Origin of the sequence: Pseudofrankia sp. DC12 (genome assembly GCF_000966285.1) — a bacterium.
Lineage (GTDB): Bacteria > Actinomycetota > Actinomycetes > Frankiales > Frankiaceae > Pseudofrankia.
In genome coordinates this window covers 456,481-483,051 of record NZ_KQ031391.1, presented here as the reverse complement: position 1 = coordinate 483,051, position 26,571 = coordinate 456,481, and the positions used below count along the sequence as shown (strand labels likewise).

The 26,571-nt window shown below is 75.3% G+C and carries 23 protein-coding genes; 10 read left to right on the top strand and 13 right to left on the bottom strand.

Annotated features, from left to right (window positions below; genetic code table 11):
- Window positions 1-4: 4 nt before the first annotated feature.
- From FRADC12_RS33720 to FRADC12_RS01950, 3 genes are all read left to right on the top strand, one after another.
- Entirely contained in the window at window positions 5-283 is a 279-nt protein-coding gene (locus FRADC12_RS33720) for an SAM-dependent methyltransferase (RefSeq protein WP_052710634.1), read from the top strand.
- A 158-nt stretch (window positions 284-441) separates the two neighbouring features.
- Window positions 442-1,599 carry an alpha/beta hydrolase family protein gene (locus FRADC12_RS32725; RefSeq protein ID WP_232303552.1) on the top strand — a complete coding sequence of 386 codons (1,158 nt, stop codon included), beginning with the start codon at window positions 442-444 and terminating at the stop codon, window positions 1,597-1,599.
- Window positions 1,600-1,910: 311 nt separating this feature from the next.
- On the top strand, window positions 1,911-2,414 hold the full coding sequence (locus FRADC12_RS01950; RefSeq protein WP_045875317.1) for a hypothetical protein: 504 nt from the start codon (window positions 1,911-1,913) through the stop codon (window positions 2,412-2,414).
- Between the two features lie 61 nt (window positions 2,415-2,475).
- On the opposite strand, the gene FRADC12_RS01945 is transcribed toward FRADC12_RS01950, so the two are convergent.
- The 4 genes from FRADC12_RS01945 to FRADC12_RS01930 form a co-directional block, all read right to left on the bottom strand.
- Window positions 2,476-3,117 (bottom strand): hypothetical protein, encoded by a 642-nt coding sequence (locus FRADC12_RS01945; protein WP_045875316.1) that lies wholly within the window; start codon window positions 3,115-3,117, stop codon window positions 2,476-2,478.
- A gap of 181 nt (window positions 3,118-3,298) precedes the next feature.
- Window positions 3,299-4,264: a FadR/GntR family transcriptional regulator gene (locus FRADC12_RS01940; protein ID WP_045875315.1), complete on the bottom strand. Its 966-nt coding sequence runs from the start codon at window positions 4,262-4,264 to the stop codon at window positions 3,299-3,301.
- A 249-nt stretch (window positions 4,265-4,513) separates the two neighbouring features.
- Window positions 4,514-5,860, bottom strand: a complete 1,347-nt coding sequence (locus FRADC12_RS01935; RefSeq protein WP_232303551.1) for a PaaI family thioesterase — start codon at window positions 5,858-5,860, stop codon at window positions 4,514-4,516.
- A 382-nt stretch (window positions 5,861-6,242) separates the two neighbouring features.
- Entirely contained in the window at window positions 6,243-7,535 is a 1,293-nt protein-coding gene (locus FRADC12_RS01930) for a cation diffusion facilitator family transporter (RefSeq protein ID WP_045875314.1), read from the bottom strand.
- 500 nt (window positions 7,536-8,035) lie between these two features.
- On the opposite strand from FRADC12_RS01930, the gene FRADC12_RS01925 reads away from it, so the two are divergent.
- The 3 genes from FRADC12_RS01925 to FRADC12_RS01915 all read left to right on the top strand — a co-directional run bounded on the left by FRADC12_RS01925 (window position 8,036) and on the right by FRADC12_RS01915 (window position 13,158).
- A complete protein-coding gene (locus tag FRADC12_RS01925) occupies window positions 8,036-10,726 on the top strand; it encodes a carboxylate--amine ligase/circularly permuted type 2 ATP-grasp protein (protein WP_045875313.1) in 2,691 nt (896 codons plus the stop codon).
- A gap of 89 nt (window positions 10,727-10,815) precedes the next feature.
- Window positions 10,816-12,597 carry an N-acetylglutaminylglutamine amidotransferase gene (locus FRADC12_RS01920; RefSeq protein ID WP_045875312.1) on the top strand — a complete coding sequence of 594 codons (1,782 nt, stop codon included), beginning with the start codon at window positions 10,816-10,818 and terminating at the stop codon, window positions 12,595-12,597.
- Between the two features lie 135 nt (window positions 12,598-12,732).
- Window positions 12,733-13,158, top strand: a complete 426-nt coding sequence (locus FRADC12_RS01915; RefSeq protein ID WP_045875311.1) for a GNAT family N-acetyltransferase — start codon at window positions 12,733-12,735, stop codon at window positions 13,156-13,158.
- 117 nt (window positions 13,159-13,275) lie between these two features.
- Here FRADC12_RS01915 and FRADC12_RS01910 read toward each other — a convergent pair whose 3' ends face one another.
- Window positions 13,276-13,788, bottom strand: coding sequence for a hypothetical protein (locus FRADC12_RS01910; RefSeq protein WP_045875310.1), 513 nt, complete (start codon window positions 13,786-13,788; stop codon window positions 13,276-13,278).
- Between the two features lie 24 nt (window positions 13,789-13,812).
- Complete coding sequence (locus FRADC12_RS01905; RefSeq protein ID WP_255355163.1) at window positions 13,813-14,736, bottom strand: crotonase/enoyl-CoA hydratase family protein; 924 nt, start codon at window positions 14,734-14,736, stop codon at window positions 13,813-13,815.
- 204 nt (window positions 14,737-14,940) lie between these two features.
- On the opposite strand from FRADC12_RS01905, the gene FRADC12_RS01900 reads away from it, so the two are divergent.
- Window positions 14,941-15,987, top strand: coding sequence for an aldo/keto reductase (locus FRADC12_RS01900; protein WP_502685302.1), 1,047 nt, complete (start codon window positions 14,941-14,943; stop codon window positions 15,985-15,987).
- A gap of 14 nt (window positions 15,988-16,001) precedes the next feature.
- Here FRADC12_RS01900 and FRADC12_RS01895 read toward each other — a convergent pair whose 3' ends face one another.
- Together FRADC12_RS01895 and fdhD are read right to left on the bottom strand one after the other, a co-directional pair.
- Entirely contained in the window at window positions 16,002-16,550 is a 549-nt protein-coding gene (locus FRADC12_RS01895; protein WP_045875309.1) for an Ntn hydrolase family protein, read from the bottom strand.
- A 19-nt stretch (window positions 16,551-16,569) separates the two neighbouring features.
- Entirely contained in the window at window positions 16,570-17,505 is a 936-nt protein-coding gene (gene fdhD, locus FRADC12_RS01890; RefSeq protein ID WP_255355162.1) for a formate dehydrogenase accessory sulfurtransferase FdhD, read from the bottom strand.
- Between the two features lie 118 nt (window positions 17,506-17,623).
- On the opposite strand from fdhD, the gene FRADC12_RS01885 reads away from it, so the two are divergent.
- A complete protein-coding gene (locus FRADC12_RS01885; RefSeq protein WP_045875308.1) occupies window positions 17,624-19,087 on the top strand; it encodes a hypothetical protein in 1,464 nt (487 codons plus the stop codon).
- Window positions 19,088-19,131: 44 nt separating this feature from the next.
- Here the strand turns inward: FRADC12_RS01885 and FRADC12_RS01880 are convergent, their stop codons facing one another.
- From FRADC12_RS01880 to FRADC12_RS01870, 3 genes are all read right to left on the bottom strand, one after another.
- Window positions 19,132-19,872, bottom strand: coding sequence for a hypothetical protein (locus tag FRADC12_RS01880; RefSeq protein WP_045875307.1), 741 nt, complete (start codon window positions 19,870-19,872; stop codon window positions 19,132-19,134).
- Between the two features lie 337 nt (window positions 19,873-20,209).
- On the bottom strand, window positions 20,210-21,070 hold the full coding sequence (locus tag FRADC12_RS01875; protein ID WP_232303548.1) for a DUF4097 family beta strand repeat-containing protein: 861 nt from the start codon (window positions 21,068-21,070) through the stop codon (window positions 20,210-20,212).
- A gap of 41 nt (window positions 21,071-21,111) precedes the next feature.
- On the bottom strand, window positions 21,112-22,395 hold the full coding sequence (locus tag FRADC12_RS01870) for a sensor histidine kinase (protein WP_045875305.1): 1,284 nt from the start codon (window positions 22,393-22,395) through the stop codon (window positions 21,112-21,114).
- 471 nt (window positions 22,396-22,866) lie between these two features.
- Between FRADC12_RS01870 and FRADC12_RS34750 the strand changes: the two genes are divergently transcribed.
- Window positions 22,867-23,154, top strand: coding sequence for a CoA transferase (locus tag FRADC12_RS34750; RefSeq protein ID WP_283215112.1), 288 nt, complete (start codon window positions 22,867-22,869; stop codon window positions 23,152-23,154).
- Window positions 23,036-23,284 (top strand): CoA transferase, encoded by a 249-nt coding sequence (locus tag FRADC12_RS34745; protein ID WP_502685301.1) that lies wholly within the window; start codon window positions 23,036-23,038, stop codon window positions 23,282-23,284. The genes FRADC12_RS34750 and FRADC12_RS34745 overlap by 119 nt, the downstream gene beginning before the upstream one ends.
- Here FRADC12_RS34745 and FRADC12_RS28000 read toward each other — a convergent pair.
- Complete coding sequence (locus FRADC12_RS28000) at window positions 23,239-24,849, bottom strand: methyltransferase domain-containing protein (RefSeq protein WP_052710633.1); 1,611 nt, start codon at window positions 24,847-24,849, stop codon at window positions 23,239-23,241. The genes FRADC12_RS34745 and FRADC12_RS28000 overlap by 46 nt on opposite strands.
- 89 nt (window positions 24,850-24,938) lie before the next feature.
- Window positions 24,939-26,567: a FadD3 family acyl-CoA ligase gene (locus FRADC12_RS01860; protein ID WP_045875304.1), complete on the bottom strand. Its 1,629-nt coding sequence runs from the start codon at window positions 26,565-26,567 to the stop codon at window positions 24,939-24,941.
- Window positions 26,568-26,571: the final 4 nt, after the last annotated feature.

Sequence of the window (26,571 nt, the reverse complement as noted above, 5' to 3'; positions counted from 1 at the left end):
GCTGATGGCCGTGCTGCCGCCGGGCAGCTACCTCGCGCTCAGCTGCCTCACCGCGGACCTCGCGCCCGGGCCGGTGAACACCGCCGTCGGCGTCTACCACGCGCAGGGCCTGCCCTGTGTCGCGCGCCCACACGCCGCGACGCTGCGCTTCTTCGACGGGCTGGAGATCGTCGACCCCGGCCTCACCCCGACCCACCTGTGGCGGCCGGACGACCTCGCGCCGTCCCCGGAGGCGATCGCCGGCGGCAACATCATCTACGGCGCCGTCGCCCGCAAGCCGTAGCGGACCGCCCGGCCCGGCGCGGGCCGCGGTGGTCAACCTCGGCGGTCGGGCCGTGGCCCGCCGGCAGTTCGACTACCGTCAGTAGCGTGGGGGCGCCGACCGGTCGTGGGGACCTGCGGATCCGGGGCGTTTCGTCCCGTCGGCGGGCGACCCTCAGGGTGCTGGCGCTGGTCGCGCTGCTGGCGCTGGCCGCCACTGGGCCCGCCGCCGGACCGGCGGCACTCGCCGTGACGCTGGCCGCTCCGGCATCCCCGGGCCAGGCAGGCTCCCCGGGCGGCGACCTGCCCGCGCCGGACGAGCTGGGCGGCCACGGCGTCGGCTACCAGACCGTCACCATCGTCGATGAGTCCAGGGCCCGGGTGCTGACCACCGCCGTCTGGTACCCGTCCGACGCCCGGCTGCCCGCGCCGGGTGCCCCGGCCGCCGGGCTGGCGACACCGGCGAGCTACGAGATCGCGCCGAAGGTCGGGATCCAGTCGCGGGTGGCCGTGGCGGGCGCACCGGTCGAGCGGGGGCGGTTCCCGCTGGTGGTGATCTCCCACGGGAGCGCCGGCAACCGGGTGCAGCTCGCGTCGCTGGCCGAGGTGCTGGCCAGCCGCGGCTACGTCGTCGCCGCGCCCGACCACCCGGGCGACACGATGGCCGACTTCGCGGCTGGCCGGGACGAACCTCAGGTCGACGAGGCGAGTGACCGGCCGCTGGACGTCAGCGCGGTCATCGACTGGATGCTGTGCCCCGACCGTGAGTTCGGCCCGGTGCTGAACCCCGGCCAGGTCGCGGTCGTCGGGTTCTCCTTCGGTGGACTTACCGCGCTGGTCGCGCCGGTAGGGTTCCTGCACGCGCCGGGCGACCCGAGGGTGCGGGTGGTAGTGGCGATCTCGCCCGCGAGCGAGGTGCTGCCGGCCGACATCGCCGCCCGGATCCGGGTGCCGACGCTGCTCATCGGCGGCACCGTCGACCCGCTGACCCCGATCGAGCGCAACGCCGACCGGACGTTCGGCGAGCTGACGTCGGCGCCGGACCGGCTGGAGGTCCGGGTCCCGCAGGGGACGCACAACTCGTTCACCGACCTCTGCGATCAGGCCTACCTCGCCGCGAACGGCCTGGTGCCGGCGGGTATCCGCGTGCGCCTGCAGCTCGGCGCACTGGTGACCTGCCTGCCACCGATGGCCGAGGCCGCCCAGGCGCGGCAGGTGGCGCGGTGGTACACCGTGGCCTACCTGGAGCGTTACCTGCGCGGGGACGACCGGTACGGCCGGTTCCTGGCGCCGGCCGCGGCCCTGCCGGTGCGCGTGACGGTCCGCACCACGCCCTGACCACCGGGGGCGCCCGGTGGGCACGGCGGCTGTTCCGGCCGGGCCGGCACAGCGGCTGTGGTCTCTGCTCGCCGGCCCCAGGCGTTCCGACCTGCGGATCCGATCACGGCCGGCCAGCCCGGTGGTGGCCGTGCGCACGAAAAGAATGACCACGCGTGCCCCGAGCCGTTACCGTATGCCGACCGGGCTGAGACTGGCCCGGGCACGGTCGTCGGGCGGGCCGCGCGGCCGGTGCCGCGCCGGTCGGCCCGGGGCGGCCCGGCCAGGTGACGCGGGTGCGCTCGCGCCCCACGAGGAGGTCATCCCAGTCGATGTCCGCGCGGCGGGTGCGCAGGTTCCAGCTCGAACGGGACGTGGACGTGTCGGGGGTGTCGGGGACTGGCGCCGTCGCCTACGGCGCCCAGTCGCCGGACGGCACCTGCGTCCTGTGGTGGGCCTCCGGTCTGGAGTCGACCACGATCTACCCGAACATGGACACCCTGCTCGCCATCCACGGCCACGGCGGGATGACCAGGGCGATCTACATCGACCCCGAGAGCTGGGACGGCGCGCCAGGAGCGGGCGGCGACGGCGGCAGTGACGCGGCCGACCGCCGGGCGAACGGCACGGTGCCCGGCTGCCACGCTTCGGGCGTCGACGAGCCGGCCGACGCCGCCGAGGAAGAGGGGCGGCTGCCTGAGCCGGAGCTGGGCGACGAGCCGGCCCACGCCGTCGCCCGGGCGACCACCAGCAGGGGAGGGCCGCGCGCCGCGGCGCACCAGCCCGCGACCCGCGCGGTCACCCGCTCCCTGCGCTCCCCGACGCGCTCGGCCTGACCGCCGCCCGGCCGGGGCTCGGGCCGCTCGCCGGTCGGCCGCTCGTGAGATCCGCCGGCGGTCAGCCAAGCGGCCGGAACGAGCCCTGGGGACGTTCGAACGCGTCGTGGGTGTAGACGGCGAGCGTGGCGGCGACGTCGGGCGGCTCCAGGCCGTGGGCGCCCAGCGTGAGCCACAGGCTTGAGATCAGCATGAGGCTGTGGTGCAGGAGGCACTCCGCGTAGCCCGCCACGCGGGTGTACGCCGCCGCGCGGAACGCCGTCGCCGTGCCGACGTCGTCGGTGAGGGCGGCGAGTGCCCCGGTCCGGACCTGCGCGGTCAGCAGCTCCCAGACGCGCTCCGTCTCCGGGGCCTGCGGGCCGCGCCAGATGCCGCAGAGGGTGAGCCGGTCGAGCACCTCGGACGGCGCCGCCCCGGTGCGCAGGTGCAGCACGACGGCCCACGAGGCGATCAGCCAGCACACCGAGCGCAGCGTCGGCATCGGGTCGCCGGCGAGGCGGCTGGCCAGGACGGTCTCGGCGTCGGACCGCGTCGTCGGGTCCAGCCAGCGGGCCACCTGCTGCTCGACGGTGACGAGCTCGGTGATGGGCAGGTCGGCCGGGTTCGGGCGCGCGAGAGCCGCCGCGCGCCGGGACACGGTGTCCACGAGCGCCAGCACGCCTGGCTCGGGAAGCGTCTGCCAGGCAAGACCCGCGGCCGCCATGGCGCCACACGCTAGACCCCGGGGCGGGGGCTCCACCACAGGGATGGGCCAATCCGCGCGACGACCCGTGCGCGCGGTGCGGGCCGGACCGGTGCGGGCCGGACCGGTGCGGGCCGGACCGGTGCGGGCCGGGGATCGCGGCGCGCGCCGCGATCCCCGGCCCGACGGGCGAGAACGGCCGTCAGCCGCCGAGAAGGTCGAGCGGCGCGGCTGACCTCTCGTCGGTGGCCTCGGCCACGTGCCGGCGCCAGAGCGCCTCGGCCGCGTCCGGGTCGCCCCGCTCGATCAGCTCGACGAGGCGGCGGTGCACGTCCAGGTGCCCGGCCAGCTCGTCCCGGCCCTCCGCGTCGGCGGGACCCGAGAGCTCGGGACGCCCGTCCAGGCCCGGCTGGTGGCCGGTCGCCGCGGTGTGCAGGATGTGACGGAGCATGTTGTCGATCACGGTGAGCGTCTGGTTCCCGGCCAGCTCGACGAGCAGGTGGTGGAAGCCGTTCAGCGCCGCCCAGGGGTCCGGGCCGGTGCCGTCGTGGCTGGCCGCCGCGCCGCCCGGTGTCTGGCCGCCGTCGATCGCCGTGGCGGACTCGCTCAGCGCCGCCCGCAGCCGGCCCAGCGCCGGTCCGGCCTGCGCCTCGGCCAGCATCCGAACCGCGGGCGTCTCCAGCGACGCCCGCGCGTGCTGGACGTCGGCGACCGTGGTGCGGCGGTGCTCCAGCACCAGCCCGGCGTAGCGGGCCGCGACGTGGCCGTCCGGCCGGTGCACCCGGGCGCCGCCGTGCGCGCCGCGGCGGACCGAGATCAGCGCCTCCGACTCCAGGACGCGGAACGCCTCGCGCAGCGTCGGCCTGGAGACGCCGAACTGCTCCATGAGGACGGCTTCGGGAGGCAGCGCGTCCCCCTCGACCAGCTCGCCGCGCACGATCTGGCGGCGCAGGTGCGCCGCGACCAGCTCGGCGGTCTTGGGGACCCGCACATGGCGCCCGACCCGACCGTCGTCGAGCAGGGACGTCGGGGTGCCGCGTCCGGTACCGCCGGCCAGGGCGGCCGCGCCCACCGCTGTGCCCATCGGGCCGCCCACTCTGGTCATGCGCACCGGGTGGGCGCTCCGGCGGGCCGTGTCGAGATTGGTGGCCGGTTGCAGTAACGCCATGACTCGTCCCCCTGTGGGTGGCTGGGCGGCCTGCCGCCCAGGCCGCGAGCTCGCTGTCGCGATGTCGCGGTGGAGTCTTGCAGGGGGAGTTGTAGTCACTCGGTCACGGGTCGCGTAATACCACGGTGTGATACGAAGAATGTAACACGCTGTGAAGATGCCTGATTACGATCCGTAAATGTAGGTTGCCTACGGACTACCGGAGACTCGGTCGCCAGCCGACCTCCGCCGACGGCTCAGCCAGCGATTCTACTGCTTCGACAGTCGGTGGCTGGTGCGGGAGACGGTCGCCCTGGCGAGCACGCTCGGTGGCCCCGCTGACTGGCTTACCTCGACGTCGACCACGGCCAGTCGCCGCCCGACGTGGCGGACCGTGGCCACCGCCGTCACCTCCGCCTCCAGCGTGAGCGAGTGCACGACCGTCAGGTCCAGCGACAGGGTGTGCGCCGCGGAGCCGGCCGGCAGCCGCCGGGCGAGCGCCGTGGCGATCGCCGCGTCGACGAGCGCGCAGCTGGCGGCCGTGTGCACCTGGCCGAGCCGGTTGGCGAGCCACCCGGGCGGGGTCAGCCGCAGGGTCACCCGGTCGCCGTCATGGTCGACGTCGGCGGCCAGCTCGGCGAGCAGCGGATGCGACGGCGGCCGGTGGCAGACCAGGCCGTCCGGCGTCTGCCGCGCCCGGGTGCCCGCCTCGCCTTCCCCGGCCGGGCCGGTGAGCTGGGCCAGCCCGGCGGCGTCCTCGGCGCGGGCCCGGTCGAGGCGGGTCGAGCGGACGACGGCGCGGATCGCGGACGCCGTGGCCAGCGGGTGGCCCGCGGGGGTGCTGACGGTCGCGGTCACCCGGCGCAGCGGCTCATCCGCCTCGGAGTCCTGCACCCGCGCCTCGGCGCGCAGCTCGGCCCGGCGCCGGCGCACGCGGTCGGTGGCCGGCGCGGGGGCGAACACCGACACCGCGGGCGCGGTGGCCCCGAAACCGGGCCAGCCCTTGGCCGAGCCACGGGTGCGTAGCTGGAAGGCGGCGGTGACGGTCAGCTCGTCGGCCGCCAGGCCGGCGTTGCCCGCGGCACCCATCGCGATCTCCGCGAGCGCGGTGACGGCGGCAGTGCCGAGGTCACCACCCGGTGCCGGGCCGGTCAGCCAGGACGGGATGGTCATCGTGGCGGTGGCGTGCCCCTCCGCGGTGGTCAGCAGGCGGGCGCCGGCGGCGTCGGCGAACGGGCTGCCCACCGGCGCCCCGGTCCGCATGGGGTGACCAGTCCCTGTGGGGGCATCGGTCGCCATGAGGTCCTCAGACGGCGCGGCGTCGCCGGGTGGTGGGGGCTCGGCGAGCGTGACGGTCCGGGTGGCCGCGCGGGACCCGTCGGCCCCGGGACTCTCGACCGGTGCGAGCGTGCCGGCCGGCTCGGCGGGGAGGGGCGGCGGGAGGCGCGGCCAGGCGGTCAGCCGGCGCAGCCCCGCCAGCCGGGCCGCGCCGCCGGCGAACTCCACCGGGTCGGGCGCGGCCGCGACGGAGCCGGTGCCGCGGTCCGGCGGTGCGCTGCCGGCCGGCACCTCGGTCGCGTCGCCGGCGGCCGGGATGTCCGCCTCGTCCCCGATCACGTGCTTGTGTCTAGCAGGCTTCAGCGGATTCCCACATGAATGGTCCCGGTCACGTGACGGGCATCACTGCGGAGTGGGTGAATGTCGTTCCGGAGATAGCGCGCCACCCTCACCGTTCGGCCATAAATGTCGCAATTGGCCGTTCCGCCCGTGGTGGGCGGCTGTTCGCGTGTCGACCTGGCGTCGTGCGTCAACCGCGCCGGGTAGACCCGGCGGCGCCGCCGTCCGCGGGTGACGGACACTGGATCCAAGAACGGGGCCGGTGCCGGGACACCGGCCCCGTTCTCCGTCACCCGGCCGTCTACCCGTGCCCAGCCGTCCGTCCTTTCGGCCGTGCGGCGGCGTGTTCGCCCACCCGGTGGGAATCCGGCGTTCAAGCCGGTTACCGCTCGCCCGCGTCGCGTGCCGGTTCCGACGACGCAGGGGTGACGGAGCACTGCCAGCGAGGGCCCAGAGTGACCGTCAGCACGGTGGGCTCGGCGTGGTCGACCTGCAGGGTGACGTGGTCGATGCGCCAGCGCTCGCGCACCAGCCGGCGGGCGGCGTCCGAGATCCGGTGGCAGTCCCCGGCCGGGTCGACCAGCAGATGCGCCGACAGCGCCGCCATCCCCGAGGTGACCTCCCAGACGTGCAGGTCGTGCACGTCGGCCACCTGGTCGAGACCGGCCAGCGCCTGGCCGATCTCCGCCGGGTCGACGCCGACCGGGGCCGCCTCCATGAAGACCCGGCTGGTGTCGCGGATCAGGCCCCACCCGGCGCGGACCATCATCGCGGCCACTACCAGCGCGGCGAGCGGGTCGGCCCGGGTGAAGCCGGTCAGGAGGATCACAAGGCCGGCCGCCGCTGTCGCGAGGAAGGCGAACAGGTCGGTGAGCACATGTTGGAAGGCGCCCTCGACGTTCAGGCTGCGCCGGTCGGCGCGGGCCAGCAGCGTCGTCGCCCCGACGTTCACCGCGACGCCGACGAGCGCCGTGACCAGCACCGGTGCGCCGGCGACCCCGGTCGGGTGCACCAGCCGCCCGGCCGCCGGCACGGCCAGCACCAGGGCGAGCGCGAGCAGCGCGAAGCCGTTCGCCTGCGCGGAGAGGATCTCGATGCGCCGCCAGCCGTAGGTCAGCGGGCCGCCCGCCGGGCGCGCGGCGAGCCGCATCGCGACCAGCGCCAGTGCCAGCGAGCCCGCGTCGGTGAGCATGTGCGCGGCGTCCGACAGCAGCGCGACCGAGCCGACGGCGAAGCCGACGATCACCTCGGCGACCAGGAAGCCACCGATCAGCGTGAGTGCGGCCGTCAGCAGCCGGGCATCGGCGGACGCCGACGGCCGGTGGCTGTGCCCGCCGGCGCCGTGGCGGTGGCCCCGGTGGCTGTCGCCGTGCTCATGGCGCCCGCCGTGCTCGTGGCGCCCGTCGTGCTCGTGGCCGGAACCCGCTTGGGCCGCACCCGCCTCGGCCGCGCTCTCGTGGGCGGCCTCGTGTTCGGCACTCTGCTGGCCGGTGCCGGCTGGTTGGTGGACGTGGGCCGGCCGGGTGGCCGCCGGCTCCCGATGGCTGGCCTCGGGCCGCTCGCTCTGCCCCGCGGCGGCCGGTGACGAGGCCGGCGGCGCGTCGTCCGGGCCGTGCCCGGCGTGCGGGCGCGGACTGAGCTGCACGTCGGCCGAGCGGTCCGCCGGACCGCTCACCGAGGCCCTCGGTGGCGCAATGGCCCGGGTTTCGGGCTGTCCAGCGCGTCCCGCGTTATTTCCGGTACACCCGACGGAATACGCGGGGGAATGGTTTCCGAAATCATTTCCGGTGCATTCGTTGGCGTTTTCGCGGGCATGCTCGCCACGGTACGCCGCGGCGGCCTTCCAGCCGGCCTGCTCGCGGTTGTTCGGCTCCCTCCGTTGTCGGCCCGGCGCGGTGTCCCGGGCGGCCTGGCCGCCGCCGGTGACCGGTCGGTGGCGCAGGTCACGGCGTCGCGCCGCGACCGGGAGCCGGGCGGCCGGCAGGCTCGTTCCGAGGGTCCTGCTGTGCTGGGCCGGGCACGTCCCGACAGCGGATGCCGTTGCGCCGGGTGACACATCGCCGGGTGACGCGACGACAGGTGACAGAAGGGTTTGGCGGGCACGAAGCGCCTGACAGGCGGGCGGTTCACACCCGCCACATGCCGCCGCAACGGAGGAGACGTAGCGTGGCGACCATGAGCGACACGCCGATTCCTGCCGTCGGCGTCGAGGAGGAGTTCCACATCCTCGATCTGGTCACCCGGGCGCTGGTACCCAGGGCCGGGGAGATTCTGGAGGTCCTGCCGACCGGTCGTTTCACCTCCGAGTTGCTCAAGTCCGTCGTCGAGACGAACAGCGCGCCGACCCGCGACCTGGCCGCGCTGCGCGCCGACCTCGTCGACCTGCGCCGCGAGCTGGCCGCCGCCGCGGAGCCGCTCGGGCTCGGCCCGGTCGCCGCCGGCACCGTCCCGATCGTCGACCCGGACCGGCTGGAGGTCAGCCGCGACCCGCGTTACCTGCAGATGACAGAGGAGTACCAGATCCTTGCCCGCGAGCAGGTGATCTGCGGGGCCCACGTGCACGTCGACGTCGGCGACCGGGACATTGCGATGGCCGTCATCGCGCGCGTAGGCCCCTGGCTGCCGCTGTTCCTGGCCCTCTCGGCGAGCTCGCCGTTCTGGCTGGGGGCCGACAGCGGCTACGCCAGCATGCGCACGATGGTCTGGCAGCGCTGGCCGACCGCCGGGGTGACCGGCCGGTTCGAGACCGCGGCCGAGTACGACCAGCTGGTCGCCGACCTGGTCAAGTCCGGGGTGATCAGCGACCTCGGGATGGTGTACTTCGACATCCGTCCGTCGGCCCACCTGCCGACCGTCGAGCTGCGTGTCTGTGACGCCTGCCCGGACGTCGACACGGTCGTGCTGATCGCCGGCCTGTTCCGGGGCCTGGTGAGCCACTCGGTCGCCGCGATCGAGGCGGGTGCGGCCACCGCGCTGCCGCGCGCCGAACTGCTGCGGGCCGCGACCTGGCGGGCCGCCCGCTCCGGGCTGGAGGGCGACCTCGTCGAGCCGTCCGGCGGCGGCGCGGGGCCAGTGCCGGCCGAGGACCTGCTGGGCCGGCTGCTCGCCGAGATCCGCCCCCAGCTGGAGGCCGCGGGAGACTGGGAGCTGCTCACCGAGCTGGCCGACCAGGCGGTCCAGCGCGGCAGCGCCGCGGCCGCGGCCCGCCGGGCTTTCCTGCGCCGCGGCCTGCTGACGGACGCCGCCGACCTGCTGCTCGCCCGCACCCGGGCGGCCGAGCCCGGCCCGCCCGCCTCGACGCCCGCGACAGGCCCGGCGACCAGTGACTCGACCGCGCTGGCCCGGGCCGAACGGGTGGCGCCGACGCTGCTGTCGGGCTACCAGGGCCGGCAGGACTTCCAGCCCGACGGCTACGACGAGTCCCTGGACGCCCGCGGCCTGGTCCGCCCGTCCTACCGAGGGGTGCTGCGCGCCCTGGAGCGGATCGGCCCGGCGGCGCTCGACGAGCGGGCCGCCACCCGCCGGGCCACCCAGACCGCCCAGGGCATGGTCTTCCGCGTCGCTGGCGAGCAGGAGAGCCGGCCGCTCCCGATCGACCTGGTGCCGCGGATCGTCGACGCCGCCGACTGGGCCATGATCGGCACCGGCCTGGTCCAGCGGGTCCGGGCGCTGGAGGCCTTCCTGCGGGACGTGTACGCCGACGGGCACGCCGTCGCCGACGGAATCGTGCCCGCCTGGGCGGTCCCGGCGTCGCCGGGGCTGCGCCACTGGGGGCATGCCGTCCCCGCGGGCGCCATCCGGGCCACGGTCAGCGGCATCGACCTGGTCCGCGGCGGCGACGGCCGGTGGCTCGTGCTCGAGGACAACCTGCGGATTCCCTCCGGCGCCGCCTACGCGGTCGCCGCCCGCTGGCTCACCCGTGCCGCGTTGCCCGAGCTGTCCGTCCGGCCGGGGATTCTCGGCCTCGACGCGGTGCCGGCGCTGCTGCACGCCGCGCTCGTGGCCGCGGCGCCCGCCCATGCCCGCGGCCGCGACAGCCACGGTGTGCCGGCGGTCGCCGTGCTGACCAGCGGGCCGGAGGACTCCGCCTACTTCGAGCACCAGTTCCTGGCCGAGCAGATGGTCGTGCCGCTGGTCGAGCCGCACGAGCTCGTCGTCGGTGACGGCGCCGTCCGCTACCTCGACCCGGCCGGCGGCGCGCCGCGTCCGGTCGACGTGCTCTACCGGCGGATCGACGACGACGACCTGTTCGCCGCCCTCGGCGCCGACGGCGGGCCGCTCGGCCCCCCGCTCGCCGCCGCGCTCGCCGCCGAGACCGTGAGCCTGGCCAACGCCCCGGGCAACGGCGTCGCCGACGACAAGGTGGTCTACGCCCATGTCAACCGGCTGATCCCGTACTACCTGGGCGAGCAGCCCGTGCTCGACGACGTCCCGACCTATGTCTGCGGCGACCCGGAGCAGCTCGACCACGTGCTGGCTCACCTCGACGAGCTGGTCGTCAAACCGGTCGACGGCTACGGTGGCGCTGGCGTGCTGATCGGCCCCCGCGCCGCGCCGCACGAGCTGACGGCGGCGCGCGAACAGCTTCTCGCCGAGCCGCGGCGCTGGATCGGGCAGGAGGTGGTCGCGCTGTCCACTCATCCGACCTGGGCCGCCGAGTCGGCCGAGTCGGCCGACCCCTCGGCGGCCGGCGCGGGCGCCAGCCGGCTGGAACCGCGCGCCGTCGACCTGCGCGCCTTCGTCTACCAGGGCGAGCAGATGCTGGTGGCGCCGGCCGCGTTCAGCCGCGTCGCACCGGCCGGCAGCCTCGTCGTGAACTCGTCCCGCGGCGGCGGGTGCAAGGACACCTGGCTGCTGCGGAGCTGACCTCGCCCGGAATGTCCGGCCCGATCCGGGGCACAACGGAGGAAAAGGCGTGTTCCCGATCCGACGCAAATCAGCTGACAGGAGCGGACATGTGTGGGCTGAGCGGGGAGCTGCGGCTGGACGGCCAGCCGGCTGACGTCGTGGCGGTCGCCAGGATGACGGCGGCGCTGGAGCGGCGCGGCCCGGACGGCGTCGGCCTCTTCTCGGCCGGCCCGGTGGCGCTCGGCCACCGTCGTCTGAAGATCATCGACCTGTCCGAGCGGGGCGCGCAGCCGATGACCGACCCCGAGCTCGGCCTCACGGTCGTGTTCAACGGCTGCGTCTACAACTACCAGGAGCTGCGCGACGAGCTGACCGCCGCCGGCTACCGGTTCTTCTCCGGCTCGGACACCGAGGTCGTGCTCAAGGCCTACCACCGGTGGGGGACCGGCTTCGTCGACCACTTCGCCGGGATGTTCGCGATCGCCGTGCACGAGCGCGACAGCGGCCGCCTCGTGCTCGCCCGGGACCGTCTCGGCATCAAGCCGCTCTACGTCAGCGCCGACGCCCACCGGATCCGGTTCGCCTCGACCCTGCCCGCGCTGCTCGCCGGCGGCGGGGTGGACACCGAGCTCGACCTGGTCGCGTTGCACCACTACCTGTCGTTCCACGCGATCGTCCCGCCGCCCCGCACGATCCTGCGCGGAGTGCGCAAGCTGCCCCAGGCGACGGTCCGCGTGATCGAGCCGGACGGGACCAGCACGGACAAGGTCTACTGGCGGCCCGACTTCACCCGCCGCCCCGAGCAGGCCGGCTGGACGGCGCTCGACTGGCGCGACGCCGTCGCGGAGAGGCTGCGCGTCGCGGTCCGCCGCCGGATGGTCGCCGACGTGCCGGTCGGCGTGCTGCTGTCCGGCGGGCTGGACTCCAGCATGATCGTCGCTCTGCTCGCGCGGGCCGGGCAGGCGGGCCTGGCCACGTTCAGCGTCGGCTTCGAGGCCGCCGGCGGCGAGACGGGCGACGAGTTCCACTACTCCGACCTGGTCGCCAAGCACTTCGGCACCGACCACCACCAGATCCTGGTCCCGACCGAGGCGTTGACGCCCGCGGTCGACGCGGCCATCGACGCGATGAGCGAGCCGATGGTCAGCCACGACTGCGTCGCGTTCTACCTGCTGTCCCAGGAGGTCGCCCGGGACGTGACCGTGGTGCAGTCCGGGCAGGGCGCCGACGAGGTGTTCGCCGGCTACTCCTGGTACAGCCCGCTCGACGCGGTGCCCCGCGACCAGGCCGTCGACGCCTATCTGCGGGTCTTCGCCGACCGGGCCCACGGCGACCTGGCCGCCATCATCGCGGCCGACCACCTGATCGAGGGCGACGCGAGCCGGCACTTCGTCGCCGAGCACTTCGACCACCCCGGCGCCGAGACCACCGTCGACGCGGCGCTGCGGATCGACTCGACGATCATGCTGGTCGACGACCCGGTGAAGCGGGTCGACAACATGACGATGGCCGCGGGGCTGGAAGCCCGCACGCCGTTCCTCGACCATGAGCTGGTCGAGCTCGCGGCCGCCTGCCCGCCGGAGTACAAGCTCGCCTCCGGCGGGAAGGGAGTGCTCAAGGACATCAGCCGCACCCTGCTGCCGGACGAGGTGATCGACCGTCCCAAGGGCTACTTCCCGGTGCCGGCCATCCGCCACCTGTCGGGCCCGATCCTTGAGCGGGTGGCGGCCGCGCTGCATGACCCGGCCGCGCGCGAGCGGGGCCTCTACCGGCCGGAGTGGGTGGCGGCGGCCCTCGACGCGCCGAACGACCTGCGCACCAACCTCGGTGCGAACTCGCTCTGGCAGGTCGGCCTGCTGGAGATGTGGCTGCAGGCCCACGGAATCTGACCGGCCGGCTGGCCCGGCAGGCCCGCGGGGGCGGACCGGGACCACAGGTCGGCGGCCGAGCGGACGGGTCGCGACAAGGCGGCCTTGCGTGGGCCAACCCTTCCATCACGCCTTGCAACTGGCAGAATACGAAACGTGAAGATCGAGGAGCTGGGAGCGGACGGGACCGAGAAGGCGTACGACGCGATGCGCCAACTGCGCCCGCACCTGACCTCGGCCGGGTTCGTCCGGCTCGTCAACGAGGTGCAGCGGCCCCAGGGCTACCGGCTGGTCGGGTCCTGGGACGCGGCCTCGGGCCGGGTCGTCGCCGCGGCCGGCTTCCGCCTGCAGCACATGCTGGCCCACGGCCGGGTGCTGGTCGTTGACGACCTCTCGACCGTGCCCGCCGCCCGGGGCCAGGGCCATGCCTCCCGCCTGCTGGCCTGGCTGGAGCGCGAGGCGCGGTTCCACCACTGCGTCCAGGTCCACCTCGACGCCGGCACCCACCGTTACGACGCTCACCGGCTGTACGTCCGCAACGGCTTCTCGATCAAGTCCTTCCGGCTGACCCGCCGCCTGTGAGTGCGGCGAGTGAAGCGACGGAGGACCGCGGTGCCTCGAGCGGGCGGCCCGGCTCGCGCCGGCCGGGGCTCGTCCACCCTACGATCGTAGAATGCGTTCTATTTCGAGCGCTCGTGTTCAGGTGCCCCGGGTCCGGGTGAGGGCCAGCTCGCCGGCACGGACCCGTTCGAGGCTGCTGGCGACCGCTTCGACGACCTGGGGCAATGACAGCGTCAGTTCGCCGGCGGACTCCTGGTAGCCGGCCAGGTCGTCGACCCCCGCCGCAGCGAGCAGCGCCATCGGGTCGGCCAGCCGGCCGCGCAGCCAGGCCAGCGGGTCGTCGGTCAGCGCGCGGTCGAAGACCCGGCTACCCGGCTCGTTGTCGGTCACCACCGGATGGTGATGCACCCGGTCGCGGCTGCCTGGGCCGCGCGCCACCGACTCCAGCAGGTCGACCCGCAGCAGCGACGTGTCGACGACGATCCGCTGCGAGGCGTAGATCGACCCGCGCCACGGCTGGGGCTCGACGAGCCGCAGCTCCACGCGCACCCCGCGCTCGGGCCCCTCCTGACCGGGAGCGGGGTCCGGATCGACGAAGTACAGGTCCCTGACGGTCACGGCCAGCCGGTCGAAACAGAAGACGCTCAGCATCCGGACTCCCCTTTCCCTCCAGGGCTAGCTACCCGTGAAGACGGGCTCGCGCTTCTCCAGGAAGGCGACCGGGCCCTCCATGGCGTCCTTCGAGCGCATGACCGCGCCGCCCTGGCGCTCCTCGATGCCGAAGGCCTCCGCCTCGGGCAGTGTCTCCGTCTCGCGCAGGGTCGCGAGGATGGCCCGGACCGCGAGCGGGCCGTTGCGCGCGATCCGGTCGGCGATCTCGCGGGCCTTGGCCAGCGCCTGCCCGTCGGGCACGACGTGGTTGATCAGGCCGAGCTCGTGGGCGCGCTGCGCGGTCAGGTCCGCGCCGGTCAACAGCATCTCCGCGGCGACGGCGTAGCCCATCTGGCGGCGCAGCCGAACGGCCGAGCCGGCCATCGGGAACAGGCCGCGCTGCACCTCCGTGACCCCGAACACGGCGTTCTCGCCGGCGACCCGGATGTCGGTGCCCTGCAGGATCTCGGTGCCGCCCGCCCGGGCGAAGCCCTCGGCGGCCAGGATCACCGGCTTCGCCGGCCGGTACCGCTTCAGGTAGGCCTTCAGCGAGATGCCCGGGTCGTCCTGCAGCCGGATGATCCACTCGTTGTCCCGGACCCCCTGGCGCAGCCGGATGATCTCGCCCAGGTCCATGCCGGCGCAGAACGTGCCGCCCCTCCCGGTGAGGATCGCGACCCGCAGCGAGTCGTCCTCGTCGAGCCGGCGCCAGGCGTCGTAGAGGCGGCAGAGCACCTCCGCGTTGGTGGCGTTCCGCTTCGCCGGCCGGTTCAACGTCACCGTAAGCACGGCCCCGTCGGCCTCGACGAGCACGGGCGGCTCTGTGTCTCCGGTGAGCACGGGCGGCTCTGGGTCTCCGGTGAGCGCGGGCGGCTCTGGGTCTCCGGTGAGCGCGGGCGGCTCTGGGTCTCCGGTGAGCGCGGGCGGCTCTGGGTCTCCGACGCGCACGGGCTGCTCCGCCATGGACTCGGACAAGGCGCCCTCCCGACGAACTAGAACACGTTTCACCAGCGAGGTCGGACGATAGGCGACCGCGCCCCTGCTCACAACCGGATCACCCATGCTCGGTGCGAAACCTCGGATGTGCTCGTTCGCGACAACATGGTCGCGCGTCGGACAGCGTCGGGCCACGTAGGTGTGTTGACTGTGTCCATGCGGTATGTGAACACGCTCGGAGACCTCGGGGACAAGACCCTGGGGAGCGCGGTCGTCGGCGACGCGGTCAAGGGCTCGAAGAAGATCTCGAAGATCGGGCTCGGCGCCTGGCAGTTCGGGTCGGGCAACTGGGGCTACGGCCCGGAGTACGCCCGCCGCGAGGCGCATCTGATCCTGCGCCGCGCGCTCGAGCTCGGGATCACCATGATCGACACCGCCGAGATCTACGGGATGGGCGCGAGCGAACGGATCGTCGGCGCCGCGCTGCGCGAGGCCGGTGAGGAGCTCGCCGAGACGGCCTTCATCGCGACGAAGATCCTCCCGGTGGTGCCCGTGGCCTCGGTCGTCGAGCAGCGCGGCCTCGCCAGCGCCCGGCGCCTCGGCGTCCGCAGGCTCGACCTCTACCAGATGCACCAGCCGAACCCGATCGTCAAGGACGGCCCGGCGATGCGCGGCATGCGCGGGCTGCGCGAGGTCGGGCTGATCGACCACGTCGGCGTCTCGAACTACTCGCTGACCCGCTGGCAGGCGGCCGAGACGGCGCTCGGCGGGCCGGTCCTGTCCAACCAGGTCGAGTACAGCCTCGTGCACCGGGCCCCGGACGAGATCCTGATCCCGTATGCGGAGCGGGCCGGCCGGTTGATCATCGCATGGAGCCCGCTGGCCCAGGGCCTGCTCGCCGGCCGGTACGACGTGACGAACCAGCCGGCGGGCAAGGTGAGGATCGGCAACCCGCTGTTCCTGACCGAGAACCTGGCCAGGGTGACCCCGCTGCTCGACGTGCTGCGGGAGGTGGCGGCGGCGCACGACGCGAGCTGCGCGCAGATCGCCCTCGCCTGGGTGATCCACAACCCGTGTGTGATCGCCATTCCCGGCGCGTCCAGCGTGGCGCAGCTGGAGTCCAACGCGGCGGCTGCCGAGATCAGGCTGAGCGACGACCAGTACGCCGCCCTGACCGACGCCGCCGCCCGGTTCACCCCGATCACCGGTCCCGCCGCCTGGGCGGCCATCGCGACCCAGCGGATCCGCCAGCTCTCTCGCTGACCCTGCGCGTGGCCTCAGTCGGCAGGCTGGTCCGGGTCCCAGACAAGGTGGAACGGCGCCCGGACATCGGTCGAGTGGTGCGCCGCGGCTGCCAGCGCCAGGCGGACCCGGTCCTCCGGCGGCTGGGCGGCCGAGGTGTGCAGCGAGCCGCAGGCGAAGTCCTCGCCGGCGCCGACCGCCTGGTAGTCGTCGACGCTGCGGCCGATCTGGAAGTCCGAGTCGATCCGGTAGAGCCGGCCCTGGATGCCGACGAGGAACTGGCCGCCGGTCTCGTTGCCCGAGTCGTTGCGGGCGTAGCCGCCGTCGCGCAGGCAGTCGCGCACGGCGGCGACGAACTCGGTCGCCATGAACCGGTCCAGGTCCCAGGTGTGCGGCATGGGCGGGACCAGGCTGTACCGCAGCAGCTGGCCCATCCGGAACGAGTCGGTGAAGCCCATGATGTAGGCGCCGTTGCGGAAGACCTTGGTGTCGCCCCGGACGGTCACCGACCACCCGGCGACGCCGGCACTGTCACCGCCGATCACGACCCGCCCGTTGTACTCCACCCCGACGATGCAGGTCACGAAGCCGGACTCTATCGGCTCACCTGGCCCGATGTGCGCCGTTTTCGCCTGAGTCGTCGCGCGCCGTGGCGGCGGCCGCCGCGGCCAGCTCGGCGGCCGCTCTGCGCGGCTCGGCCTGGCCGCTCCCCGTGACGACCCGTTCGGCCCCGGCGTAGACGTTCATCGAGTCGCCCCGCAGGAAGCCGACGAGCGTCATCCCGCTCTCGGCCGCCAGGTCCACCGCGAGCGACGACGGCGCCGACACCGCGGCGAGTACCGGGATCCCGGCCAGCAGCGCCTTCTGGGTCAGTTCGAACGATGCCCGCCCGCTGACCAGCAGCACCCGCCCGTGCAGCGGCAGGAGCCCGGCCCGGGCCGCCGCGCCGACGACCTTGTCGACGGCGTTGTGCCGCCCGACGTCCTCGCGGACCAGCTCGAGGCGCCCTCGTCCGTCGGCGAGCGCGGCGGCGTGCAGCCCGCCCGTGGCCGCGAACAGCCGCTGCGCCCGGCGCAGCGCCGCGGGCAGCCCGGCAAGTGCCGCCGCCTCGACCCGCAGCGGATCGTCGGCGACGCCGTACCGGGAGCGCAGCCGGATCGCGTCGATGCTCGCCTTCCCGCACAGCCCGCACGAGCTGGTCATGTAGAAGGAGCGGGCCGCGGCGGACAGGTCCGGCTCGGGCACCGCCGGGTCGAGCACCAGGTCGAGCACGTTGTACGTCTGCCCGCCGTCCTCGTCGGCGCCGGCGCAGTACCGCATCGACCGCACGTCGGCGCCCGAGCCGATCAGCCCCTCGCCGACGAGGAATCCGACCGCGAGGTCCAGGTCGTCCCCCGGGGTGCGCATCGTGACGGCGAGTGGCCTCCCGCGCAGCCGGAGCTCCAGCGGCTCCTCGCCGGCGACCGTGTCGACCCGAGGGCCCGGCGTGGCCCCTACGGTCACCCGCACGATTCGCCGCCGTGTGCTCGCCCGTCCCATGCCTCCACTGTGCGCGCCCGGCAAGGCTCGCGGCGGCTCCCGGGCCGGTGCTGTGGTCTGATCGTCCGGATCACGAAGGCTGGGGGATCGGCGCGCCCCCGCGTGCGACACTGCGCCCGTGGCGACGACCGACTCCCGGCTCGCGGCGGTCCCGGCGGGCCCGCCGCTGCTGGCCGGGGCCGGCGCCGCCCGGCTGTCCGGCCGGCTCGCCACGGGTGACCCGACCGCGCTCGCCGACGCCTACACCAGGTTCTCCGCGGCCCTGCTCGCGGCCGCCGCCGGCCACCCCGACGCGGACCGGGCCGCCGCCGTGCGGTCGGTGCTGGCCCGGCTGTGGGAGCACCCGTTGCGCTTCCCGGCCGAGGACGACGAACTCGCCGCCGCGTTGGCCGCTGCGACCCGCCAGTACGTCGCCGAGCAGCCCGCCCGCGGTGCCCGGCACGTCGAGACCCGTGGGCCCGGCCCGGCCCGCCGGCCGCGGCCCCGCCTCCGCGGCCTGCTCACCGGGCCGGCCGGACCGCTGGACGACGACGGCGCGGACCCGCGGGTCGAACTGCTCGCCACGGCGCTCGCCTACCGCCCGGCGGCCGCCGCCACCCCGCCCTACGCGGCGCCGTTCGCGGCCTGGACGGCGACGGTGGACCGGGTGCTCGCCGAGTTGAGCGTGCTCGACTGGGACCGGCCGACCGGTCACGACGGCCGCACCCCGCGCGAGGTGGTCGCCCGCCTGGCCGGTCTGGACGCCGCCCTGGCGGCGGCGATCGGCATCCCCGTCGCCGGCGCGCTGGCCCAGGCCGGCTCCGGTCCGGCCGCCGAGGGGATCGCCTCAGCCAGCCCCGCCGCCGCGCCCGGCCCGCGGGCCGGCGGCCCGACTGGCGGTGGTCGCCCTGAGGGGCCCGCGGTCGGCGCGCCCGCGGTCCGCCCGGCCGCCTACTGGCCGGCCGTGTTCTGGCCCCCCGTCTTCTGGCCGCCGGTGCTGCTGTGGCGCACCTGGCACGAGGGCGCGCGCGGGCTGTGCGCCTGGCTCGCCGGGCGTGAACCGGAGGCGGCCCGGACCCCGGTCGACGTTTTCGGCTGGACCGCGCCCGTCGAGGACCACCTGACCAGCCGGATGCTCGGCACCTGGCTCGACGGCGCGGCGATCGCCGCGGCGGCCGGGGTCCGGCTGCCGCCGCTGCGCGCCGCCGAGCTGCACGCGGCGACCCGGCTTGCGCTCGGCCGGGTGCGGTGGCTCGGCGGTCCGGACGGCGCGGGCGGCGACCTAGGTCCGCTCAGACTGACCCTGACCCGGGTCGGCCCGGCCGGCCGGGCCGCCGGCGGCCGGACGGGCGGCGCCGCGGTCGTCGGCCGGTGGCTCGTCGGCCCCGGCCGGGAACCGCTGGCCGTACCCGAGGCGGCCCTCGACGGGCCAGCCGGCGCACAGCTGCCCGGCGCCGAGGTCCGCCTCGACGTGGTCGACTTCTGCCTGCTGGCGACCGGCCGGCGCGGCGCGGCCGAGACCGCCGCGGACGCCGTCCTCGCCGCGAGCCCGGTGGCCGGTCGCGCCCTGCTCACCGGGGTGGCGGCCGTCCTGCCCGCCTGACCGCGCGCCCCGCCGCGGGCGGCCCGGCCTCGGACCGGCGGCCGTCAGGTGTCGTCGGCAACAGACCGCAGGGCGGCCGGGTCGAGCGCGCCGTCCAGGGAGACCCGGTCGAGCTCGGCCCGCGCGACCGGCATGGCGACCGCCTGGACGACCTGGTCGGGTGGCCGCTGCCGGCGGCCGCGCTGCGGCCGGTAGATCTCGGCCGGCACCATCGGCCGGGCCGAGGCCGCGTCGGCGAGCTCCCGCCGCCCCGGATCGGCGCCTGAGTAGGCGAGCTCCGCGAGCCGGCACACCGCGAGCACCTGGGTCAGGCACTCAACCTGGGCCACCGCGTCGTCGACGCCGTAGTGGGCCGCGTAGAGCGCGTCCCAGGCGCGTTCGGCGTGGTCGCCGCGCGCGCCGTCGTCGCACAGCCAGCCGAGCCCACGCCCCTCCAGGGCGGCCTGGACCTGCTGGCGGGCCTGCCGGCCGGCGCCGCCCGCCGGCGGCTCCCCGGCCAGCAGCACGGTCAGCTGGACGTGCGGCGCCGCGATCGCGGCCAGCGCCTCGAGGCCGAGCCGTCGGTACCAGCGCGCCGCGGCGTCCGGGTCGGCGAGCTCGGCCGCGATCTCGGCGAGGCGTGCCCGGCCGGGCCCGCTCTGGGAGCGCGGATCGGCGAGGAAGAACCGGCGGCCCATGGCCGACCGGTCGAGAGCACGGGCGGCCTCCCGTGGCGCCGCGCTGTTTCTTTGTTCCGGGTCTACTTCCGGGTCTACCTGGTGTTGCGAGCCGCGGTCGTCAGGCATCCGACCACCTATACGTTCCAGGGCCACCAGAGGCGGACGGACTTCCCGCGTCGTTTGGAGTGGCCAGCAGCGTCCCGTGCATGGGCACAATGCCGGCGGCCGGTTCCGGTGTCGCGCCCCCGACCCGGTGCCGGTATGGGGATCGTAGTGCGCAATGCGCGCCGGGCGGCGAACCTCTTCGGTGTCCTGTATCCGACAGCTCTGACCCTAAAACCTGATTCGCGCGTAAACGACGGCGGCACCGTGTGACGGCATTCCGCGCGGCCGCGGGCCGGACGCCCAGGACGAGCCCGGCATTCCCGGCGGGCGGCCGCGCCGAAACGGCGTGACCCGGCGGTCACGGTCGCTGGTTCTCGGGCCCGTAGACGACTGAGACGTTGCCCGAGCTGGTTCGCACGGTGATCTGGCGCGGGGCGGTCGGGTCGGTGCGGACCCCGATGGTCCGGTCGCCGGACGACGAGTGCGCCGTGACCAGATACGGCAGCTGGGTGTCCGGCACCGCGACCCGCACGTCGCCGCTTGACGACGTCGCCGTCACGTCGTCGGGCACGACCGTCAGCCGCAGCGACACGTTGCCGGATGACGAGTGCGCGTACACGGACGTGGCGGCCAGCCCGGCGGCGCGCACGTCGCCTGACGACGTGCTCAGCCGGGCCGTGCCGGAGCCGCCGGAGATGATGACGTTGCCGGACGACGTGCCGAGGTCGAGCGAACCGCGCAGGCCGGTCGCCCGGATGTCACCGGACGACGAGTGCGCCACCACCGTCAGGCCGGCCGGGACGGTGATCCGCAGGGTGGCGCCGCAGCTGAGCGTGAAGGTCCGGCCGCAGCGCGCGCTCACCTTCGCCGTGCCACCGGAGACGTCGAGACGCAGGCTGGGCGCGTGGATCGTGCTGGTCAGGTGCGCGTCGACGACGGCCGGCCCGCCGTCCGTGCCGGTCAAAATCACGTTCCCGCTGGACGTGCTCACCTCCAGCCGGGTGATCGACGCCGGCAGGACGGCGTGCTGGTCGTGCTTGTCCCGGCCGGTCGTCCAGTTCAGCGCCTGGCTTCCGGCGAGGGCGGTGAGGCCCAGCGCCAGCACCGTCCCGAGGACGAGCAGGACGCCGCGGGCGCCCCGGTAGCCGGCGGCCGAGCGGACCGCGGCCGGGCCGCCGCCGTGGCCGTGGCCGGCCGTCGCGGTGGAGGTGTCGGCCATCGCGCTGTCTCCCTCGGAGGCGGGACCGGTGGTGGGCGGGTTCAGTTCTGGCATGGCAGGTCCACTCGCAGGGTCGTGCCCGTCCCTGGCGCGCTGTGGACGGAGAAGGTGCCGTCGACGGCCAGCGCCCGGTCGCGCAGCCCGGACAGGCCTGAGCCGCCAGCCTCACTGGCGCCGCCCGCGCCGTCGTCGCTGACCTCGACCTCCAGCCGGTCGCCGGCGCGGCGGGCGACGATCCGGGCGGTCTGCGCCGCGGCGTGCCGGGCGATGTTCGTCAGCGCCTCGGCGACGAAGAAGTAGGCGACGGCCTCGACCTCGGCCGACGGCCGGGGTGCCACCGCGACGTCCAGGGTCACCGGTATGGGACAGCGCGCGGCAAGGCCCGGGAGGGCCCCGTCGAGGCCCCGGTCGGTGAGCACCGCGGGGTGCAGGCCTCGGGCGAGGTCACGCAGTTCGACGAGGGCGCGCTTGGTCTCGGCGTGCGCCTCGGCGAGCAGGCCGCGGGTGCCGTCGGGGTCGGCCGTGAACCGCTCCTGCGCGCGCCCGAGCGTCATCGCGACGGAGACGAGCCGCTGCTGGGCCCCGTCGTGCAGGTCACGCTCGATCCGGCGGCGTTCGGCGGCCGCGGCGGTGACCATGCCGGCCCGGCTGGCCTCCAGGTCCGCCACCCGGCGGGCCAGCGCCTCGGAGCCGCGCGGGCACAGCATCCGGCGGGCGATGGCGAGCTCCAGCGCCGCGAGCCCCTGGGCCAGCCACGGTGCCGCGACCAGCGCCAGCACGCCGACGACGACGTGCACGGCGACCGATCCGCCGTAGCCGAGGTCGACGCCGACCACCTCGTCGGGCCCGCCCAGCCGGTGCCCGTAGGCGGGGAACAGCAGGAAGGCGATCGCGCCGCCCCAGAACGTCGCGACCACCCAGCCGCCCACCCAGCCCAGCAACGGCAGCACGAACAGCGCGTAGACGGTCTCCAGCCAGCTGCCGCCGGTGCGCAGCCGGGCCCACATCCGCGACCAGGCCCGGCCGAGCCAGCCGGAGCCGGGCGACGCGCCAGGCGGCACCAGGCGCAGCGGCAACGGCTCACCCAGGTAGGCCCTGCACCGCCAGGACTCGAACCGCGCGAACTGGTGGGCCAGCGCGAGCGCCAGCCACAGCAGCGGCAGCCCGACCGGCATGAGCCACACGGTGGACGCGCCGGCGACGACGAACGTGAGCACGAGGGCGAAGCTGAGCGTCCCCAGCAGCGTCGTCTGGGCGGCGAGCATCGTCGTCAGCCAGGCCCGCCGTCCGAACGTCGCCCGCAGCGCCGTGCCGAGCGTGTTCATCGGGCACACCCCCCTGCCCCGGCTGCCCGGGAGCGTCTCGCGCCCGCGGGGGCCGGCGCCCGCCCTGGACCTGGTCGCGTCGTCATCTCGTTCGCGTCCCGCTGTTCTCGCCGTCGACCGGCGCGTCGTGCGCCGCAAAGTCCCGCTGCCCGGGACGTCTGTTCGACCGTAGATCGGTTTGGCGGCCGGGACGATCGCGCTGGCCCACCAATCCCTACTGGGGATAACCCGACCCGTGGGCCTGCGGCCGGCCTGCCCGCCGGCCGCGTGTTCCCTGGCGGGGCCGGTCGGGCCGCCCGGGCGGGCGATCCAGTCCGCCCGGCGCTTTCGGGTGCCTGGCCTGACGTCCGTTGATACGAACAGTGCCGGTACCAAGAGCGGTGCCGGTACCAAGAGCAGAGCCGGTAGCAAGAGCGGTGCCGGTACCAAGAGCAGAGCCGGTACCAGGCACGGAGCCGAGGACGGTGGCGCATGGTGGCGGTGGCGGCAGGCCAGGGCGACGGGGCGGCGGTGGGGGAGCGGGTTGCCGCGCTCGCCGGGGTGCGGGTGCTGGAGGCGTCCGTGACGCGGGCGGGCCGGATCGCCGGGATGCTGCTCGCCGACCTCGGCGCGGAGGTCGTCCGGGCGCAGCGCGGGCCGGCTGCCGCTGGCGGGCCTGCGGGTCGTCGACCTGTCCTCCTACCTGGCCGGGCCACTGATCGGGGAGATCCTCGCGGACTGGGGCGCAGACGTCGTCAAGGTCGAGCCCCCGGACGGTGACCCGTGCTCGACCGGCCTGACGGGCGATCCGCGGCCCCCGCCCTCTTCCCGGGAGAGCGGGGCGGACCCGGGCCGGTCCTCTGGTCAGCCGTGGTGCGGGTGGACCGGGCGGTGGCCGGCGACCTGGTAGAGGCGGGCCGCTCCGGTCGCCCCGGCGAGCTCGCCGGGGGACAGCGCGCCCAGCGCCCGACGGAGCTCGTCCAGCCGTTCGGAGGTGACCAGCCCGGTGGCCAGCGCTGTGCCGTGGGTGGCCTCCAGCGCCTCCTCGACGAGCCGGCCCGACGGGTCGCCGGGCAGCGGCGAGGTCGTGACGTCGACCGTCACGTCCACCAGCCCGGCCGCCGTCAGCAGCGCCGGCAGCCGGGGCCCGATCATCGGGTCGCCGCCGCGGACGCGGATGGTCATCGACAGCAGGTCGATGAACTCGGCGACGGCCGGGTTCGCGAGGGCCGTGCCGGCGCCGGCGGCGAAGCCGAAGTAGATGTCCTCGACGGCGACCACCCCGCCGGGGCGGACCGCGGCGGTCATCGCGCGCAGCGTCTCCACGGGCTCGGCCAGGTGGCCGAGCAGCAGCCGGCTGTAGGCCAGGTCGAAGCCGCCTCGGGCGACCGGCAGCCAGCTGGCGTCCGCGTTCATCCAGGCGATCCGGGCGCCGACCCGGGCCGCGTTGTGCCGGGCCACGGCGAGCGACGCCGGGTTCGCGTCGATGCCGATCACCTGGCCGCCCGGGCGCACCCGGCCGGCCAGCAGGATGCTGACCTGGCCGTGGCCGCAGCCGACGTCCAGGCAGCGCCAGCCGGGGCGCAGGCCCAGGCTGGTCAGGAAGGCCACCGTGCCCGGCTCCAGCGCCCGCGCCTGGGCCGCCAGCCGGTGCGCGTCGGCCGCGCCGCCGTGCAGCGCGTACCCGACCGTCGGGCGGACGGGCCGCGGGGCCGACGGCCCGGCGTCGACGTCCTCACGCGGCAGCTCGCCGACCAGCGCTTCCGGCGGGCGCGGCGGGGCGGCGGCCGGCCGGGCCGTCGCCGGCGGAGCCACCCGGTCGACGGTGATGCCGTTCGGGGGAGCGAGATCGACGTAGCGCCCGGGACCGCCGCCGGGCGCCTCCGTGACCCGCGAGCCGGCCCCGAGGGTCGTCCCGGCGCCGTGCGGGGATCCCACCTCTCGCGGCGTCCCCGTCCCGTTCGGGGTTCCCGTCCCGTTCGGCGTCCCCACCTCTCGCGGCGTCCCCGCCCCGTTCGGTGTCCCCGCCCTGGGCCGCGTCCCGGGGCCGCGCGGCGTCCCGGCGTCGCCAGGCGGGTGTGGTGGGACGGCCGGGGGCGACTGCACCGGGCCCTGGGTGGTGGTCTGGTGGGCGGTCGCCTGGTCGGCGAGCTTCGCGAACCAGGACCAGGCCCGGCCGGCGGCCCGGTCCGCGCGCCCGGCCAGGTCGGCCAGATGCGGGTGATCCGCCCGGTGTGGGTGTGCCCGCGGAGTGGGGCGATCCGCCGGATGGGGGCGCTCGGCGGGGTAGGGGTCCGGCATGGCCGCGCCGGTCGCGGGTCCTTCTCCGACGGGGTGGCCGTCGGGCCGCCCGTACGGGTCATGGTCGTCGAGGTCGGTGCGTTCGACGCCGTAAGGCCCCGGGCCGGTGGCCGGCCACGTGCGCGGCCCCGCGGCCTGCGTGTGCCTCGAATCCCCGCCGGTCTGGTCGGCCATCCCGTCCCCCCCGGTGCACGGCAGACCTCATCGTCCGCCCGGGCGGCGCGGTACCGCCACCTGGGACGTCGCGGTGCCCGCCGGCCGGGTCAGGCTGGAGGGACGGCCGCGGCAGCGCGGTCGCGCAGCTCGTAGCGGACGACCTTGCCGGTCGCGTTCAGCGGCAGGGCGTCGACGATCTCGACGTACCGCGGCGCCTTGAAGTTCGCCATCCGGTCGCGTGACCAGGCGATGATCTCGGCGGGGGTCGGCCGTGGCTGGCCGGTGCGCGGGAGGACGTAGGCCATGCCGACCTCGCCGAGCCGGGCGTCCGGGACGCCCACGACGGCGACCTGGGCGATGGCCGGGTGCTCGGCCAGCATGCTCTCGATCTCCGCCGGGTAGGCGTTGAAGCCGCCGACGATGAACATGTCCTTCTTGCGGTCGGTGATCGCGATGTTCCCGCCGTCGTCCATCACGCCGATGTCGCCGGTCTTCAGCCAGCCGTCGGCGTCGATGGTCTCGGCCGTCGCGGCGGGGCTGTCCAGGTAGCCCTTCATGATGTTGAAGCCGCGTACGACGATCTCGCCGGGCTCGCCGCGCGGCACCTCGGTGCCCGCGTCGTCGACGACACGGACCTCGATCCCCTCCAGCGCCCGGCCGGAGGTGCGGGAGACCAGCTCGGGGCCGTCGGTGTGCCGGCACATGGCGACGGTCCCCGTCGTCTCCGTCAGCCCGTAGCCGGTGACGACGGTCCGCAGGCCCAGGTCCGCGCGCAGCCGCCGGACGAGCTCGGCCGGCACGGCCGCCGCGCCGGTGACGGCGAGCCGCCAGCTCGACAGGTCATAGCCGGTCAGGTCGCTGTTCAGAATCGTCTGGTACACCGCCGGCGGCCCCGGCAGCATGGTGATCTTCTCGTCCTCGACCAGGCGCATCACCGCCGGAACGTCGAACACGGGGTACGGGACCAGGGCCGCGCCGACCAGCAGGCTCGCGAGGAGGCCGGCCTTCAGCCCGGCAGTGTGGAAGAACGGGTAGACGAGCAGGTAGCGGTCGCCGTGGCCGAGGCCGATGACGTCGGCCCAGGCGGAGTAGAGCCGGGTCGAGGGGCCGTGGGCGAGCATCGCGCCCTTCGGCTTCCCGGTGGTCCCCGAGGTGAAGATGATGTCGCTGACGTCGGTGCCGGTGAGCGCCGCCGCGCGCGCCGCGGTCACCTCGGCCGGGACGGCGGCGGCGCGGGCTGCGAAGTCCGACCAGGCGGTGGCGGCCTCGCTCACCGGGCCGTCGAGCACCACGACCTCGCCGAGGGCGGGCAGGTCCGGCTCGGCGAGGATCGCCGCGGCGTAGTCCGTCGCGAGGAAGTCGGTGACGGTGAACAGGACTCGCGCGCCGGTGGCGCGCAGCAGACCCGCGGCCTCGCCGGCCTTGAACCGGCTGTTCACCGGCACCAGGGTCGCGCCGGCCCGGTAGATGCCGAGCGCGGCCACCATCCAGCGGTAGCCGTTCGGCGCCCAGATGGAGACCCGGTCGCCGGGCTCGACGCCGCCGGCGACGAGCGCGCGGGCCGCCTCGTCGGCGGCCTCGGCGAGCTGGCCGAAGGTGAGCCGGACGGCGCCGTCGACCAGCGCCTCATCGGACGGCCAGCGGCGGGCGGCTCGGTCCAGGACGGCCGGGATGGTCGGCGGCGGCGCTTCGTCCGCGGTCGAACCGTCGACGCCAGTGCGGTCGGTGGTGGTCATCCTG